Consider the following 16,685-nt stretch of genomic DNA (forward strand, 5'->3'; position numbering starts at 1 on the left):
CGGCGCTTCCGCTTGCCCCGTCGCTGGATCCGACGCTGACGGCGGCGCATATGCCGCGCCATTTCCGTCCGTTGGAGCGGCGCGTGCTATGGATCTGTTTACTGGCCATGCTGCTCGGTTCGGCGGTGGCGCTGGTGGCGCGTCTGCTGACGGCCTTGATCGGATTGGTCACCAATCTCGCGTTTTACGGCCGGATCAGCACGGAATTCAGCAGTCCGGCGGGCAACCATCTGGGCCTGTGGGTGATTGCCGTACCGGTGATCGGCGGCTTGATCGTCGGCGCGATGGCGCGCTGGGGCTCGCGCGCCATTCGCGGCCACGGCATTCCCGAGGCGATGGAGCAGGTGCTGCTCAATGAGAGCAGGATTCCGCCGCGCATCACCTGGTTGAAGCCGGTGTCGTCCGCCATTGCGATCGGCACGGGTGGTCCGTTCGGCGCCGAAGGGCCGATCATCGCCACCGGTGGCGCCCTGGGTTCGCTGATCGGGCAGTTGCTGCGCGTCACCGCGGACGAACGCAAGACGCTGTTGGCCGCGGGTGCTGCAGCAGGCATGGCCGCGGTGTTCTCCGCGCCGATCTCCTCCGTGCTGCTGGCGATCGAGCTGCTGTTGTTCGAACGTCGCGCCCGTTCTCTGATTCCGGTGGCGCTGGCTGCCGTGATGGGCACGGCGATTCGCTATCTGCTGGAAGGCAACGAGCCGATGTTCCCGATGCCGGCGATCGCCACGCCGGCACTCAGCGCCGTGGTGGCCTATATCGTCATGGGCATCGTCACCGGCGTGGTCAGCGTGGGCATCACCAAGCTCACCTATGCCATTGAAGACGGCTTCGAGAAACTGCCGATCCACTGGATGTGGTGGCCGGCCATCGGTGGTGTGGTGGTGGGCGTGGTGGGTTACTTCATGCCGGCCACGCTGGGCGTGGGCTACGGCAATATCGCGGCGCTGATTGCCGGGCAGGTCGGTTTTGCCGGCATGCTCGCGCTGTGCCTGATGAAGTTGCTGTCCTGGTCGGTAGCCTTGGGCAGCGGCACCTCGGGCGGCACACTTGCGCCGCTGTTCACCATCGGCAGTGCGATGGGCGGCGTGTTCGGCCTGCTGTGCGTGACCTGGCTGCCCTGGTTGCAGGTGGATCCGAAGGTGGCGGCGCTGGTGTGCATGGCGGCGATTTTTGCCGGGGCGTCGCGCGCTTTCCTCACCTCGGTCGTGTTCGCGTTCGAGACCACCCAGCAACCGCACGGCCTGCTGCCCTTGCTTGCTGCCTGCGCCGCGGCGTACCTGGTTTCGGGTCTGCTGATGCGCAACACCATCATGACGGAGAAAATCGTCCGTCGCGGCGTGCGCGTGCCGGCCGAGTACACCGCCGATTACCTGGAGCGCCTTGCCGTCGGCGACGCATGCAGCCGCGACGTCGTCAGCCTGCGCGCCAGCGAGACGCTGGCCGAAGTGCAGGCCTGGCTGGCCACGGAGCACGCTCCGGCCAAGCATCAGGGCTTCCCGGTGATCGACGAGCAGGGTCACCTGCTAGGTGTGGTGACGCGACGCGATCTGCTGCGCGCCGGCTCGCCGCTGAATGCGCCCGTGCGTTCGCTGCTGCACCGTCCGCCGATCGTGGTGCGCGAAGACCACACGCTGCGCGAAGCGGCCGACCACATGGTGGAAGCGGACGTCGGCCGCCTGGTGGTGATGGATCGCCAGGGGCGCCGGATGGTGGGCATCATCACGCGCGGCGACCTGCTCAAGGCGCATGCGCAGCGACTGCGCGAAGCGCATGAGGCCAGTCGCCATCTCGGTGGAAAAACAAAACCGGCCGTGTGAGGGCCGGTTTTGCGGGATCACTCGGGCGACTTGCGCTGCCCGGGTCAGTACATCAAGCCGCCTTGAGCGACGCCATGTCGATCACGAAGCGATAGCGCACGTCGCTCTTGATCACGCGCTCGTAGGCCTCGTTGATGTTCTTCATGTCGATCATTTCGATGTCGCTCACGATGTTGTGCTCGGCGCAGAAGTCCAGCATTTCCTGCGTTTCGGCGATGCCGCCGATGGCTGAGCCCGAGATCGAGCGGCGACCCAGCAGCACCTGCGCAGTGTTCACCGGCGGATCGAGTGGCTGCAGCTGGCCGACCAGGCAGATCACGCCATTGATGCCGAGCGTGGCCAGGTACGGGTTGAGGTCATGCGGGTTGGGCACCGTATCGAGGATGAAGTCGAACTGGCGCGACACGGCGGCCATCTGCTTCTCGTCGGTGGACAGCACCACATGGTCGGCGCCCAGGCGGCGCGCTTCCTCTTCCTTGCCCGGCGAACGGGTGAACAAGGTGACGTCGGCGCCCATCGCCTTGGCGAACTTCAGGCCCATGTGGCCCAGGCCGCCGAGGCCGATCACGGCGATCTTGCTGCCCTTGCCGATGTTCCAGTGACGCAGCGGCGACCAGGTGGTGATGCCAGCGCACAGCAGAGGGGCAGCGGCCTTCAGATCCAGCTTGTCGGAGATCGACACCACGAACTTGTCCGACACCACGATGCGCTCGGAGTAGCCGCCGAAGGTGGGCATCTTGTCGTGGCGATCGATGCCGTTATAGGTCCAGGTGGCGCCTTCCACGCAATACTGCTCGAGGCCGGCATTGCACGAGGCGCAGTGCTGGCAGGAGTCGACCATGCAGCCCACGCCGACCGTGTCGCCCACCTTGAACTTGGTGACCTCGGGGCCGACGGAGCTGACGCGACCCACGATCTCGTGGCCGGGCACCATCGGGTACAGGCTGCCGCCCCATTCGTCGCGCGCCTGGTGGATGTCCGAGTGGCAGACGCCGCAATACAGGATATCGATCACCACATCGTTCGCGCGCGGATCGCGGCGTTCGAACTGGTGCGCAGCCAGCGGCGTGGTGGCGGACTGGGCGGCATAGCCGCGGATGGAAAGCGTCATGGCATGACTCCTTGGGGACGGGACAGCAAGGCGATCGAGTATGGGCGTCCCGGATGACGCCCGGGTAGCCGATTCCTGCGAGATGATTGCCCGATCCTGCAAGGTGATCGACCAGGGGCTCGCCATGGGGCGGAGGAACAGGCAATCTCGTCCTGTAGAATCAGGGCCTAAGTCCATGAATGAAAAACCTTCCATCGCCGGCTTCTCGGCGCGCCTGGCGCAAGATCGCGAGGAATTGACAGCCATCGTTGAACGATTGGCGGTGGCGGACGGCTTGCACAGCACGGTATGGCCGGCCCTGACGCTGTTCCGCGCCAACTCGGTGGGCGTGCCGACCTGCGCCATGTACGGCCCGGGTCTTGGCCTGGCGCTGCAGGGGGCCAAGCAGATCCTGCTCGGCCAGCAGACATTCCTGCACGAGCCGGCCACCTACATGGTCAACGCCGTGGACGTGCCGGTGTCCTCGCAGGTGGTACGGGCGTCGGACGATGCGCCGTGCCTGTGCCTGACCTTTCGCCTGGACCTGCAGTGCATCCGCGAATTGCTGCCCGGCGTGCAGTTGCGCCGCAGCGCCGTCGTCTCGGCGCCCGGCCTGTCGATGAGTCCGCTCGATGGCGGACTGCTCGATCCATTGCTGCGCCTGGTGCGCCTGCTCGACGCGCCGCGCGACCTCGAAGTCTTGGGTCCGCTGATCGAACGCGAACTGCTGTATCGCCTGCTGACCGGCGAGCAGGGCGCGCTGCTTGCCCAGATCGCCACCTCGGGCAGCCAGGGTCATCAGGTATCGCGTGCGATCGACTGGCTGCGCCAGCACTACGACGAGCCCTTGCGCATCGATGAACTGGCGATGCGCGTGAACATGAGCACCTCGTCGCTGCACCATCATTTCCGCGCCATCACGGCGATGAGTCCGCTGCAGTATCAGAAGCAGCTGCGTTTGCACGAAGCGCGTCGCCTGCTGCTGGCCAGCCAGTGCGATGTGGCCACGGCAGCGCACCGGGTGGGCTACGAGAGTCCCTCGCAGTTCAGTCGCGAGTACAGCCGCCAGTTCGGCGCGCCGCCCTTGCGCGACGTGGCACGGCTGCGGCCGGCCGATGCCGAGTCGGCGGCCTGACGGCACTCGCCCCTCGCATGGTGTGCACCGGGCTGACTCCTCCAACGGCGCGCACATTCACGTCTTGTCGATAGCTCGGGCCATGAAATAAGCCGGTCAGATCTGCAGACCCTGCGTGGAGGCGAGCATGAAGACGGCATTGATCGGCAGCATGGCGGCAACCATCCTGATGCTGCTGTCTGGAGTGAGCCACGTGGCGACCATGGACGACAAGGCGTCGCAGGCGGTGCTGGCGGCCATGGGGCGCACGTCCACCTGGGGTCACCCGGATGAGTTCGGAGAGTTCGCGGGTATGAGTTACTACGCGAGTGGCAACTACGCGAAGGCGATGGAGTACTTCACGTTGGGGGCGCGCTATGCCGACAAGTTGTCCCAGCTGAGCATCGGTTTGATGTATCTGCATGGCGAGGGTGTCGCCAGAGATCCGGTGGCGGCCTATGCCTGGCTCGCGCTTGCCGCCGAGCGGAAGTACCCGCGTTTCGTCGCCACGCGCGATGATGTCTGGAAGGGCCTGGATCACGACCAGCGCCAGCAGGCGATCGCGCTGTACGGGCAATTGTCGGGCGAGTACGGAGATGCGGTAGCCAAGATGCGCATGGAACGGGCATTGCGCCAGGCGCGCACCGAGATGACCGGATCGCTGGTCGGCTACGGCGACCCGGCGGTCAGCTCGTTGACCGCGGCACAGCTTTCGGCCAGCAGTCCCGCACTGGCGGCAGCCTGGGGTGCTTCGGCCAGCCCGGCCTGCGGCGCTCACTCCATCGATGGCGCTCCCATCACGGGCTGTGGGCGGTTGTATGTGCCCTGGCGATGGGATCCCCAGCAGTACTTCCGGATACGCGACGCGGCCTGGACGGGGACCGTCACGGTCGGTGAGGTGGAGAAGAGCGACGGCTCGACCCACTGAGCAGGTGCTCCGAAGGTCATGCTTGCGGTGAGCCCTGGGCGCACCCGCTCGATGCCGCCGGAGATGAGTTCGCTGACACCGGTACCGGCCTGTGCATCTCGATAGTCTGTACGATGAGTCACGCATCTCCGGGGAATGCTGCTGATGACAACGCTCAAGCGTGACGCGCGTATCGCGGGTCTGATCTACCTGGCACTGACGATCACCGCGCCGTTCCGGCTGATCTATATCCCCAGCACGCTGTTCGTGCATGACAACCCGGCGGCGACGGCGGGCAATATTGCCGCGCACGAGTTGCTGTTCCGGCTGGGCATCTTTGGTGATCTGCTGACCGGCGTGATCAGCCTGGTGCTGACGTTTACGCTCTATCAGCTGTTCAAGGGCGTCAACAAGACCTTGGCGGGGCTGATGTTCGTGCTGGGCTTCATGGATACGCCGCTGTATTTCTTCAACGTGCTCAATGATGCGGCGGCGCTGCTGCTGGTCAAGGGCGGCCCGATCCTGGCGGCGTTCGAGCAGCCGCAGCGCGAGGCGCTGGCAGCGCTGTTCCTGCGTCTGCACGGGATGATGATTTCCTGCGCCGAGATGTTCTGGGGCCTGTGGCTGTTCCCGTTGGCGCTGCTGGTGATCCGCTCGCGCTTCCTGCCGCGCTTTCTCGGTTACTGGCTGATCCTCAACGGCTTCGCTTATCTGGCGCTGTGCGTGACGGGCGTGGTGTTGCCGGCGTACGAGGACGTCATCACCAAGGTGGCTTTCCCGCTGCAGCTGGGCGAACTGGCCTTCGTGTTGTGGATGGTGGTGATCGGCGCGCGGCCACGAGGCGATGGTGCCCAGGTCGCCGCGCCGGGCTAGGGCGCGGAAGGCGTCGGCGCGCATCGCAAGGTCTTGACCCTGTCTTACGGCACTGGTGACCTCGTGCCGGTTTGACGCAACTATGGGGTTTCGCCCGCGCGTCCTGCCGGTCGAGCCCGAGAGTCCCTGCGTGAGAGTGTCGATGAATCCAGATTTGGCTGTACGAGGTCGTTTCGCCCGTGTGGGGCGTGGAGCTGCGTGGTGCGCGGTTGGTGTGTTTGCGCTGGGCCTGGCGTTGTCGCCCTGGTCTGCCAAGGCGGCCGAAGGCAAGGATGCCAAGCCTGCGGCGGAAGCCGCCGACAAGAAGGCGGACAGCGACCTGCCGCCGCTGCCTGCCGACAAGACCATCAAGCAAAGCGTGCGCGTGGGCGGCCGTACGCTGTCCTACGAGGCGACCGTCGGCACCATCGAGGTGCGCAACGCCAAGGGCAAGAAGATCGCGGACGTGGTCTACACCTCGTACGTAGTGCCGGGGAATGACCCGCATCGTCCGGTGACGTTCGCCTTCAACGGCGGCCCGGGCGCCTCGTCGGTGTACCTCAACATGGGCGCCATCGGTCCCAAGCGCATCCAGTTCGGCGTGGATGGCGATGCGCCGTCGGATGCGGCGGTCACCAAGGACAACCCCAACACCTGGCTCGACATGAGCGACCTGGTGTTCATCGATCCGGTCGGCACGGGCTTCTCGCGCTCGCTGGAAGACGATGAGCAGACCAAGAAGGATTTCTACTCCACCGAAGCGGACATCAAGTATCTGTCGCGCGTGGTGTACGACTGGCTGGTCAAGCACGGTCGCCTGCGCGCGCCCAAGTACGTGATGGGCGAAAGCTACGGCGGCTATCGCGCCCCGCGCATCGGCTATGAACTGCAGACGCGCATGGGCGTGGGCGTGAACGGCCTGGTGATGGTGTCGCCGTATCTGGATCCGGCCGCCATCGGCGATGGCGATGCCTTGTCGCCGCTGCCGTGGATGATCAACCTGCCGTCGATGACCGCCGCGCACCTGGAAAGCCAGGGCAGGCTGACGCCGGCTGCGATGAGCGACGTCGAGACCTACGTGCGCACGCAGTTCGTCACCGATTTCCTGGCGGGTCGTTCGGACCCGGGTGCGATCGGTCGCATGGTGCAGAAGGTGTCGGCGTATACGGGCCTGGATCCGGCCGTGGTGTCGCGCCTGGATGGCCGTGTCGACATCGCCACCTACCTGCGCGAAATCCATCGCAACGAGAAGAAGATCGGCAGCGTCTACGACTCCAATGTCACCGCCTTCGATCCGTTCCCGGGCTCGGCCGATCGCCAGTCGGGCGACCCTATCCTCGAAGCGCTGCTGGCGCCGACCACCAGCGCGATGGTGGATTTCGTCACGCGCGAAGTGGGCTGGAAGACGGACGCGCACTACGAAGCGCTGTCCTACGCCGTCAACAAGGCCTGGGATCGCGGCAATGCCGACGACAAGCCGGTGGCGGACCTGCGCAAGGCGATCGGCAACGATCCGAACATGAAGGTGCTGATCGTGCACGGCTACAACGACTTGTCGTGTCCGTTCTTCACCTCGCGCCTGATCATCGACCAGATGCCCACCTTCGGTCAGTCGCAGCGCGTGAAGCTGACGGTCTATCCGGGGGGTCACATGTTCTACAGCCGCCCGGGCAGCGCCGAGTCGTTCAAGGCCGACGCCGCCACGCTGTACCGCAGCAGCAAGTAAGCGAGTCGATGCACCGGATTAGGCCGCGCTTCCCAGGGGAGCGCGGCCTTTTCTATGCGAGGGGCAAACTCAGAGCAGCGTATTGTCCGGCGCACGCACGATATAGCCGCGTGCCTTGAGCTTGGCCAGATAGCCGTCGGAGGACAGCAGCTGTTCCATCGACAGCACGGCGACTGTCTGCCGGTTGCGGATCAGTGCCGCTTCGGCCGCACTCATCCAGGCCGACTCGATGCGCTGGGGCAGGTCGGGGATATTGAGCTGCTTTTCGAAATCGCCATTGATGGCCGACACGATGCACGGCTCGTAGTTCTTTTGCGGCATCAGGTTCTGCAGGGCTTTCATGTCGCCGGTGGCCCAGGCATTGGCGCGCTGGGTGAGCTTGGGCATGTCGTGCTCGACCAGCTGCATGGTCTCGTCCAGGCAGGCGATGCCTTTTTGCTGGTCCTGGTCGATGCTGGTGCTGGGCGGCGCCCGCGTAACCAGCAATTCGTAGCGCACGGCGATGACGCGGTTGCCGTGCTTGCGCGCCAGTTTCTCCACCATCGCGGCCACGTCGACATCGTTGCTCAGGTCGTCGTGCGCCAGTGCTTTTTCGTAGAGCTGCTGGGCGACGATCATCGGGCGCATGAATTCGAGCGCGTCGTCGTCCTGCAGGTATTGATGGCGCAGCGCCAGCCAGCGCGCATACATCTCAGGCGGCAGCAGGCGCTGCAGGGTGGCGCCGCCTGGATTGAGCTTGGCCGAGGGCTGCAAGGCCAGCCGGGAAAACAGGCTGGAGGGCATCTTCAGGCGCGCCGACGGGGCTTCGAGCAGCTCGGAGGATCGTCCCAGCGCTTCCTCGAGCTTGGTCCATTGCCACTCGGCATGTTTGGGCAGCGGCGACAGCGTGCCGACGATCCACAACACATGGTCGCCGCGTCGCACTTCCCATAGCGCGGGGCCGGGTTGCTCGCCGCGCACCGTCACGGTTTGCAGCTCGACGGCGGCTGCCGGTGCGGGCGCGGTGGCGGCCGGGGCGGGGTTGTTCTGCGCCTGTGCGCCGCTGATAAACAGCAACGCGCCAAGCCATAAGGCGGTTCTTGCGTGCATCCGGCAAGCTCCTTGAAGGGACGCGACGGCTAAAGCCCGCCGAGGCGGGCTCCCTGTTGCCATGATAGCTGCGCTGGCGGCGCCCGATGTGGTGCGCGGAGTCGGCCATGGCCATCCGGCGTGGACGTCGGTGCACTCCGGAGGGCGCCGAGTGGACGCCCTAACCAGTTAAACGCTCAAAAGACCTGGCGGAAGACAATGTACAGCCCGCCGGCCAGCAGGATCGAGGCGGGCAGGGTGAGGATCCAGGCCATCAGCAGGTTGCGCACCGTGGCCCATTGCAGGCCCGAGCCGTTCGCGGCCATGGTGCCGGCCACGCCTGAGGTGAGCACGTGGGTGGTGCTGACCGGCAGGTGGTACATGTCGGCGGCCTGGATCAGCGTCATCGCCACCAGCTCGGCCGACGCACCCTGCGCGTAGGTGAGGTGTTCCTTGCCGATCTTCTCGCCCACCGTCACCACGATGCGCTTCCAGCCCACCATGGTGCCCAGGCCCAGCGCGAGCGCCACGGCGACCTTCACCCACGGCGGGATGAACTGGATCGCCTGGGTACCCAGTCCGCGCCAGCTGGTGAGCGCGGCGGTCTGCTCCTTGCTCAGGCCCGGCTCGGACAACACCAGCGGGATCGCGGCGTTGGCCAGATAGATGTCATTGCGTACGTTGCCCATCTGTTCCGGCGGCACGGATTTCAGCGACGTGCGATTGCCGACCTGGTGGTCGATCTGCCCGATCAGCTGGGCCAGCGCCGGCGCCGTATTGGGCTGCGCTGCGCGCTGCTGCACGGCGGCGGTGATGTCGGCGCGCGGATCGCCATCGAAGGTCACGCTGCCGGCGATGCCGCTCAACACATGCTGCGCATCCACCGACACCTGATGGAAGGTCTTCACCTCGCCACCGGACACCGCACCGTTCAAGGCGTACGCGGTAGGCACGGTGCCGATCAGGATCAGCATGATCAGGCCCATGCCTTTCTGGCCGTCATTGGAGCCGTGACTGAAGCTCACGCCGGTGCAGGTGAGCACCAGCAGGGCGCGGATCGGCCACGGCGGCGGCTTCTTGCCTTCGGGGGCGCGATAGAGCGCGGGAATCTTCACCAGCGCCTTCAACAGGTACATCAACAGGCCGGCCAGCAGGAAGCCGGCGATCGGCGAGAACACCAGGCCGCGGAACACGTTCATCGCGGCATCCCAGTTCACGCCGCTGGTGCCGCTGTGACCGGAGATCAACTGATTGGCCAGGCCCACGCCGATGATCGAACCGATCAAGGTGTGCGAAGAGGAATTGGGTAGACCGAAATACCAGGTGCCCAGATTCCACAGGATGGCGGCGATCAGCAGCGCGAACACCATGGCGAAGCCCGCCTGTCCGCCCACCTGCAGGATCAGCTCCACCGGCAGCAGCGATACCACGGTAAAGGCCACCGCGCCGGAGGACAGCAGCACGCCGAGGAAGTTGAAGGCACCGGACCAGATCACCGCCATATTGGCCGGCATCGAGTTGGTGTAGATCACCGTGGCCACCGCGTTGGCGGTGTCATGGAAACCGTTGACGAATTCGAAGCCCAGCGCGATCAGCAGCGCCACGCCCAGCAGGAGGAACGGCGCCAGCGAATGGGAGCGGACGGCCGAGAGGTCTTGTACGAGATGAAGACCGGCATAACCTGCGCCGATGAGCAGGATCACCCCGAAGATCAACGCAAACAGTCGACCCGATCCCTGGCGTACTGGTGCGGCGGAGACGACTGCGGCTTCGGTCTGCATGACATGCCCTCGTGGTCGGTCTCGCGCAAGCTAAGCACCAGCGCAAGACAGATACGTGACAGGCAGAGGGCGTTCCGCCGCGCCTGCACTGATCAGCGCAAGAGCGCGGCGGATGGTCGGACCCGTGATGAAATCAGCGCTCGCGCATGACCATGAGACGCACCTCGGTCATGTCCTCGATGGCCCAGCGGATGCCTTCGCGACCGACGCCCGAGAGCTTCACGCCGCCGTAGGGCATGTTGTCGACGCGAAAGCTGGGCACGTCGTTGACCACCACGCCGCCTTGTTCAAGCTCGTTCCAGGCGCGCATCGCATGGGTCAGGCTGTCGGTGAAAATGCCGGCCTGCAGGCCGTATTCCGAATCGTTGACCAGCGCGACGACCTCATCGAACTTGCGGAAGGGCGCAAGCAGGGCGAACGGACCGAACGCCTCGTTGCGATAGGCCTTGGCGCTGCTGGGTACGTTTTCCATCAAAGTGGCTTCGAGCATGGCGCCCACGCGCTTGCCGCCGCACAGCAGCTTGCCGCCGGCCTTGCGCGCTTCCTCGATCCAGCCCTGCAGGCGTTCGGCGGCGGCTTCGTCGATCATCGGGCCGAGGAAGGTGTCCTTCTTTTTCGGATCGCCGGCCTTGAGCTTTTTCACGGCGGCCACCAGGCGCTTCTTCACTTCGTCGTACAGCGATTCATGCACGTAGATGCGCTGCACGCTGATGCAGCTCTGGCCGGACTGATAGAGCGCGCCGAACACCAATCGGTCGATCACATAGTCCATGTGCGGACCTTGATCCGCATCGACGATGCACGCCGCATTGCCGCCCAGTTCCAGCGTCACCTTCTTGTGGCCGGCGCGGGTTTTCAGGTCCCAGCCGATCTGGCTGCCGGTGAAGGAGAGCAGCTTGAAACGCGGATCTTCCACCAGCGGATTGGCATGCTTGCCATCGAGCGTCAGCACCGAGAAGGCGCCCTTGGGCAGATCCGTTTCGGCCAGCACCTCGCCGATGATCAGCGCGCCGATCGGCGTGCGTTCGGCGGGCTTGAGCACGAACGGGCAGCCGGCGGCGATCGCCGGAGCCACCTTGTGCGCCACCAGGTTCAACGGGAAATTGAACGGCGTGATGAAGGATACCGGGCCCAGCGGCACGCGCTTGGTGTAGCCGTGATAGCCGTCCAGCCGCCTGGCGATTTCCAGGTTGATCGTTTCGCCGTTGGTGCGCACGGCTTCCTCGGCGGCGATGGTGAAGGTCTCGATCAGGCGCTGCAATTCGCCATCGGAATCCTTGATCGGCTTGCCTGCTTCCACGCACAACGCATAAGCCAGTTCTTCGCGTCGCTCCTCAAAGCGCTGCGCGCAATGCTGCAACACCTGTTGGCGCGCCCAGGGCTTGAAGTCCTGCATGGGACGGGTGGCCTTGACCGCCGCGGCGATGGCCTTCTCGGTGGCCTTGGCGTCGGGCACGCACACGCGCGTGGCGACCTTGCCGCTGTACTTGTCCAGCACGTCCATCATTTCCTTGGACGTCTGCGGCTGGTTGGCGAGGTAGTACGGATAACGCTTTGCAAGCATGAATGACCCCGGTGCGTGGATGCTCAGACCGCAGCGCTGAGCTGCGGAATTTCTTCGTTGAGAATGCGGTGGTTGTCCGAATAGTCGATCATCAGATCGATCAGGTGCACGCCGCCGGCATTGAACGCACGCTCGAGCGTGGGCAGGAATTCCTCGGCGCTGCCTGGGCGATGGCCGCGTGCGCCGTGCGCTTCGGCGAAGGCGACGAAATCCGGATTGCCAAACACCATGCCGTAGTCGGCGTAACCCATCTCGGCCTGCTTCCAGCGGATCATGCCGTAGGCGTCATCGCGCAGCAGCAGGATCACCAGGTCCAGCTTGAGGCGCACGCAGGTCTCCAGCTCCTGCGCATTCATCATGAAGCCGCCGTCGCCGCAGATGGCGAGCACCTTGCGCTCGGGATAGACCATCTTGGCCGCCATCGCCGATGGCAGGCCGGCGCCCATGGTGGCGAGCGCGTTGTCCAGCAGCACGGTATTGGGCTGGCGGGCACGGTAGTAGCGCGCATACCAGAGCTTGTACATGCCGTTGTCCAGGCAGAGCACGCCATCGTCGGGCATGAAGCGGCGCGTGTCGTCGACCACGCGCACCGGGTGCATGGGGAAGCGGTTGTCGCAGGCGTGGTCTTCCAGCTGTTTGTGGAAGGCGTCGCGCACGCGGTCGAAGTACTTGAAGTTCCAATGCTCCTGCGGCTGCAGCGCATCGGTGAGGCGTTCGACGGTGTGCGCGATATCGCCGACCACTTCGATCTGCGGGAAATACACCGCGTCCACTTCCGCGCTGGAGAAATTGATGTGGATGACCGTGCGCCGGCCCTTGCGCATGAAGAACGGCGGCTTTTCCACCACATCATGGCCGACGTTGATGATCACGTCGGCGGCATCGATGGCGCGATGGACGAAGTCGCCATCGGAGAGCGCCGCATTGCCGAGCCAGAGCGGGTGATCCTCGTCGATCACGCCCTTGCCCATCTGGGTGGTGAAGAACGGGATGCCCAGCTTGTCGATGAAGTCGCGTAGCGCCACGGTTGTGCGTTGGCGGTTCGCGGCGGCGCCGACCATCAGGATGGGATGCCTGGCGCGGGTGATCGCTTCGGCCGCCTGCACCAGCGCCGCATCATCGGGGGCAGGGCGTCGCGCATATTCGGTGGGCAGCAGCACGGCATCTTCGACGGTGTCGCGGGCGATGTCTTCGGGCAGCTCCAGATGCACGGCGCCAGGACGTTCTTCCTCGGCGCGGCGAAAGGCTTCGCGGATGCGTGCCGGTATGGTCTGGGCCGACACGATCTGCCGGGTGTACTTGGTCAGCGGCTGCATCATGTCGACCACGTCGACCAACTGGAACAAGCCCTGCTTGTGTTCGCGGATCGGCTTCTGGCCGGTGATCATCATCATCGGCATGGCGCCGAGCTGCGCATACGCCGCAGCGGTCACCAGGTTGGTGGCGCCGGGTCCCAGCGTCGCGAGGGCGACGCCGGCTTCGCCGGTGAGCCGGCCCCAGGTGGCGGCCATGAATCCGGCGGCCTGCTCATGGCGGGTCACGATCAGACGAATGGAGGAGTCGCGTAGTGCTTCGACGAAGTCGAGATTCTCTTCACCCGGTACGCCGAAGATGCTGTGCACGCCCTCGGCTTCCAATGCTTTCACGAACAGTTGCGCCGCCTTCATGCTTGGCTCCTCGTGCTGAAGGCTTTGAGCATGCGGCAGGGATCGTTCACGTCGCGTGAGGTGGCGAAGCGCCTTCAGCGCTTGCTGTTTGGCTCGTCCTTGCGCACGACCACGGGCAACTCGCCATCGGCCAGTCGTGCGCGCAGCGGCGTGCCTTCACCGATACCTTTGGACGATCGCACGACTGCGCCGTCTGCATCGAAAATGATCGAATAGCCACGCTCCAGCGTGGCGAGCGGGCTGATCGCGTGCAGGGCGCGACCGGCTTGCCGCAGGTTGAGGCGGTCACGTTCCACCCGTCGTTCGATCGTGCTCTGCAATCGCTGGCGCAACTCGCCGAGCCGTCGCTCGATCAGCATCAGGCGCAGCCGCGGATGTTGTGCAATCAAGCGCGCATGTGTGCGCTCCAGCGCATTGCGTCGCCGCTGCGATTGTTCGCGCTGCACGCCGAGCAATCGCCTTTGCAGATGCAGCAGCCGTTCGCGATCGCGCGCCAGCCGCGCCTGCGGACGCTGGGCCTGCAGGCGGGCCAGCAGATGGTCGACGCGTTGGATGCGCGCCTGCAGGCGACGCTGCTCGAGTGTGGTCAGCCGCTGCTGCAGCTGTTGCAGATGACGACGCTGGGCGATCGCATCGGGCACCAGCAGTTCGGCCGCGGCCGAAGGCGTGGGTGCACGAAGATCGGCCACGAAATCCGCGATGCTGAAATCGATTTCGTGACCCACCGCCGACACCACCGGCACGGCGCTGGCGTGGATCGCGCGCGCCACCTGTTCGTCGTTGAACGCCCAAAGATCTTCCAGCGAGCCGCCGCCGCGCGTCAGCAGCAGGACGTCGTAGCGTCCGCTGGCCGATGCCTTGCGCAACATCTGCACGATCGCCGGCGGCGCCTCGCGCCCCTGCACGGGCACGGGCAGCACGTCGACCTCGGCCAGCGGCCAGCGGCGCGACATCACGCTCAGCACGTCGCGAATAGCGGCGCCGGTGGCCGAGGTGATGACGCCGATGCGTCGCGCATAGCGGGGCAGGGCACGCTTGCGCGCCGGATCGAACAGGCCTTCGGCATCCAGGCGCGCCTTGAGCTGTTCGAACTCGCGCTGCAGGGCGCCTTCGCCGGCGGGCTCCATGTGTTCGGCCACCAGCTGAAATTCGCCGCGCGGCTCGTACAGGCCGACCCGCGCCCGCACCAGCACATGCATGCCGTCGGCGGGGCGGAACTTCAGCCAGGTGCTCTTGGGCCGGAACATGGCGCAGCGCACCTGGGCGCCGGCGTCCTTCAGGGTGAAATAGATATGTCCGGAGGCGGGCCGGGCGACGTTGGACAACTCACCCTCGATCCAGATCAGCGGCAGCGCATCTTCCAGCAGGTCCCGCACCAGCCGGTTGAGCGTGCTGGGCGTAAGGATGTGGCGCGGCGGCGGGCCGGCCTGGTCGTTGCTGGTGTCATCTGGCGAGCGCATGAAGGGGTGAGCCTAACATGAGTTTCCGGCTGGCGAATGCAGGGATTACATTCGCTTGGGTCACTTAGTGCAGCCTGGAACTCAGGCATGCAGCCTATCTATATGGTTCTGCTTGAGTTCATGTCTGGTCATCTGGCTCGCCAGCCAGCTGCTGGTGCCGACGGCGCGTGCGCCAGGCGCGGATGCCGAAGTTGAGCGCGAACCACGCAGCCACGACACCCAACGGCCAGGCGATGACCGCGGGCCACAGGATAGCCACCACGGCGATCACCGCAAGCGCCAGGGTTCCGGTGATCAGCGGTCCGGAGGCGGTGTCGCCCAGCACGCGCCGATCGGTCAGCGCGGCGCCCACCGTGTTGGCGATGCGCAGCGCGCCGGCCGCCGCACGCCCGGAGCTGCCGCCGACATGGCGCGGACGCTGCGCCGGACGGGTATGGCTTTGCACATGTTCGCCCTGGCGACGCCAGCGACTCGGTGCCAGCACGATCTCGGTGGCGTTCTCCAGGTCGCGCTCGTATTGCGCCGCCAGTTGTTGGGCAAAGCCGGTGTCTTCGAAGGCCACGTCGATCTCGCGATTGCTCAACCAGCTGGCCACATTGAGGTTGGACGAACCCACGCGCGCCCATAGCCCATCGGCCACCGCGGTCTTGGCGTGCAGCATCGAGCCATTCCACTCGAACACGCGAACGCCGGCCTTCAGCAAGGGGCGATAGCCCGAACGCGACATGCCCGCCACCATCGGGATATCGCTGCTGCCGGGCACCAGCAGGCGCACGTCGACACCATCGCGGGCGGCCGCTGCCAACGCCTGCACATAGGGCGCGATGCCGACGAAGTAGGCGTCCGTCAGCCATAACCGCTCGCGCGCCATCGCGGCAATCAGCTGGTCGAGGCGGTACATGCCGGCGGTCTGCGGCTGGGTGGCGATCAGGCGCAGGGCCACCGAGCCGGCCTCGTGGACAGCAGGCGCAGCGTTGAAGGGCCCCAGCGGTGTGCCGATGCTGGCCCAGCTTTCGACAAAGGCGTTCTCCAGTTCGACCACGACCGGTCCGTGCAGGGCCACGCCGGTGTCGCGCCAGGGCTCCACTTGCTGCGACGGATCGCCCAGCCATTTCTCGCTGATGCACACGCCGGACAGAAAACCGTGCTGCCCATCCACCACCAGCAGCTTGCGGTGATCGCGGCTCACCCAGCCGAACGGCTTGCCCAGTTGCGGCGGGTTGAAGGCGCGCACCTGTCCGCCGGCGGCGCGCAGCGGCGCCCAGAAGCGATCGCGCGACTGCCCCTTGCAGCCGAGCCAGTCATACACCACCGCCACGAACACGCCGCGTTGCGCACAGGCCACCAGCGCTTCGCGAAACTCGCGACCGACTGCGTCGTCGCGAATGATGTAGTTCTCCAGCAGCACGCGATCCTTCGCGCCGCGGATGGCCGCCAGCCAGGCTTCGTAGTGCGCGGCGGCGTCGATCAACAACTCGGCGCGGTTGCCCGCCAGCAAGGGAGCGCCGGCGGCGCGGCTGAGCGCCTGCTCGGCCAGCAGGCGTGCGTGGGTGGAGGCGGAGGGTCGGTTCATGGCGTCAGTAGGGCATGCCGGCGGGGCTTCTTCAAGCCGCATTCACTTGGGCCATGCGACCAATAC

12 protein-coding genes are annotated in these 16,685 nt (G+C 65.7%); 5 read left to right on the forward strand and 7 right to left on the reverse strand.

The genetic code is table 11. The annotated features are described in order from the left end of the window. Positions 1–50 precede the first annotated feature (50 nt). Positions 51–1,817, forward strand: a complete 1,767-nt coding sequence (locus Y882_RS09415) for a chloride channel protein (protein ID WP_046971735.1) — start codon at positions 51–53, stop codon at positions 1,815–1,817. Positions 1,818–1,869: 52 nt separating this feature from the next. On the opposite strand, the gene Y882_RS09420 is transcribed toward Y882_RS09415, so the two are convergent. Further along, complete coding sequence (locus tag Y882_RS09420; protein WP_046971658.1) at positions 1,870–2,928, reverse strand: NAD(P)-dependent alcohol dehydrogenase; 1,059 nt, start codon at positions 2,926–2,928, stop codon at positions 1,870–1,872. Positions 2,929–3,103: 175 nt separating this feature from the next. On the opposite strand from Y882_RS09420, the gene Y882_RS09425 reads away from it, so the two are divergent. The 4 genes from Y882_RS09425 (at position 3,104) to Y882_RS09440 (ending at position 7,506) form a co-directional block, all read left to right on the forward strand. Beyond that, positions 3,104–4,042 carry an AraC family transcriptional regulator gene (locus Y882_RS09425; RefSeq protein ID WP_046971659.1) on the forward strand — a complete coding sequence of 313 codons (939 nt, stop codon included), beginning with the start codon at positions 3,104–3,106 and terminating at the stop codon, positions 4,040–4,042. A 127-nt stretch (positions 4,043–4,169) separates the two neighbouring features. Further along, complete coding sequence (locus Y882_RS18855) at positions 4,170–4,949, forward strand: sel1 repeat family protein (RefSeq protein WP_052949845.1); 780 nt, start codon at positions 4,170–4,172, stop codon at positions 4,947–4,949. 144 nt (positions 4,950–5,093) lie between these two features. Continuing rightward, a complete protein-coding gene (locus tag Y882_RS09435; protein WP_046971737.1) occupies positions 5,094–5,801 on the forward strand; it encodes a DUF4386 domain-containing protein in 708 nt (235 codons plus the stop codon). A gap of 214 nt (positions 5,802–6,015) precedes the next feature. After that, entirely contained in the window at positions 6,016–7,506 is a 1,491-nt protein-coding gene (locus Y882_RS09440; RefSeq protein ID WP_211259157.1) for a S10 family peptidase, read from the forward strand. A 69-nt stretch (positions 7,507–7,575) separates the two neighbouring features. Here Y882_RS09440 and Y882_RS09445 read toward each other — a convergent pair whose 3' ends face one another. The 6 genes from Y882_RS09445 to Y882_RS09470 form a co-directional block, all read right to left on the reverse strand. Beyond that, a complete protein-coding gene (locus Y882_RS09445) occupies positions 7,576–8,595 on the reverse strand; it encodes a TraB/GumN family protein (protein ID WP_046971661.1) in 1,020 nt (339 codons plus the stop codon). 176 nt (positions 8,596–8,771) lie between these two features. Continuing rightward, positions 8,772–10,355, reverse strand: a complete 1,584-nt coding sequence (locus Y882_RS09450) for an inorganic phosphate transporter (RefSeq protein WP_046971662.1) — start codon at positions 10,353–10,355, stop codon at positions 8,772–8,774. A 133-nt stretch (positions 10,356–10,488) separates the two neighbouring features. Beyond that, complete coding sequence (locus Y882_RS09455; RefSeq protein WP_046971663.1) at positions 10,489–11,919, reverse strand: aldehyde dehydrogenase family protein; 1,431 nt, start codon at positions 11,917–11,919, stop codon at positions 10,489–10,491. A 23-nt stretch (positions 11,920–11,942) separates the two neighbouring features. Continuing rightward, on the reverse strand, positions 11,943–13,586 hold the full coding sequence (locus tag Y882_RS09460) for an acetolactate synthase large subunit (RefSeq protein WP_046971664.1): 1,644 nt from the start codon (positions 13,584–13,586) through the stop codon (positions 11,943–11,945). Positions 13,587–13,660: 74 nt separating this feature from the next. Next, the gene (xseA, locus tag Y882_RS09465) at positions 13,661–15,046 is read right to left on the reverse strand and encodes an exodeoxyribonuclease VII large subunit (RefSeq protein ID WP_046971665.1); all 1,386 of its coding nucleotides are present in this window, start codon (positions 15,044–15,046) and stop codon (positions 13,661–13,663) included. 118 nt (positions 15,047–15,164) lie between these two features. Then, complete coding sequence (locus Y882_RS09470) at positions 15,165–16,619, reverse strand: phospholipase D-like domain-containing protein (protein WP_046971666.1); 1,455 nt, start codon at positions 16,617–16,619, stop codon at positions 15,165–15,167. Between the last annotated feature and the right edge of the window lie 66 nt (positions 16,620–16,685).

The sequence above is a fragment of the Dyella japonica DSM 16301 genome, assembly GCF_001010355.1.
GTDB lineage: Bacteria > Pseudomonadota > Gammaproteobacteria > Xanthomonadales > Rhodanobacteraceae > Dyella > Dyella japonica.

Bases quoted from the DNA above. Each gene is read 5' to 3' on its own strand.
- Y882_RS09415 (WP_046971735.1), top strand. From the start codon at position 51: ATGCCGCGCCATTTCCGTCCGTTGGAGCGGCGCGTGCTATGGATCTGT.
- Y882_RS09450 (WP_046971662.1), bottom strand. From the start codon at position 10,355: ATGCAGACCGAAGCCGCAGTCGTCTCCGCCGCACCAGTACGCCAGGGA.
- Y882_RS09455 (WP_046971663.1), bottom strand. From the start codon at position 11,919: ATGCTTGCAAAGCGTTATCCGTACTACCTCGCCAACCAGCCGCAGACG.
- Y882_RS18855 (WP_052949845.1), top strand. From the start codon at position 4,170: ATGAAGACGGCATTGATCGGCAGCATGGCGGCAACCATCCTGATGCTG.
- Y882_RS09420 (WP_046971658.1), bottom strand. From the start codon at position 2,928: ATGACGCTTTCCATCCGCGGCTATGCCGCCCAGTCCGCCACCACGCCG.
- Y882_RS09445 (WP_046971661.1), bottom strand. From the start codon at position 8,595: ATGCACGCAAGAACCGCCTTATGGCTTGGCGCGTTGCTGTTTATCAGC.
- Y882_RS09435 (WP_046971737.1), top strand. From the start codon at position 5,094: ATGACAACGCTCAAGCGTGACGCGCGTATCGCGGGTCTGATCTACCTG.
- xseA (WP_046971665.1), bottom strand. From the start codon at position 15,046: ATGCGCTCGCCAGATGACACCAGCAACGACCAGGCCGGCCCGCCGCCG.
- Y882_RS09425 (WP_046971659.1), top strand. From the start codon at position 3,104: ATGAATGAAAAACCTTCCATCGCCGGCTTCTCGGCGCGCCTGGCGCAA.
- Y882_RS09470 (WP_046971666.1), bottom strand. From the start codon at position 16,619: ATGAACCGACCCTCCGCCTCCACCCACGCACGCCTGCTGGCCGAGCAG.
- Y882_RS09460 (WP_046971664.1), bottom strand. From the start codon at position 13,586: ATGAAGGCGGCGCAACTGTTCGTGAAAGCATTGGAAGCCGAGGGCGTG.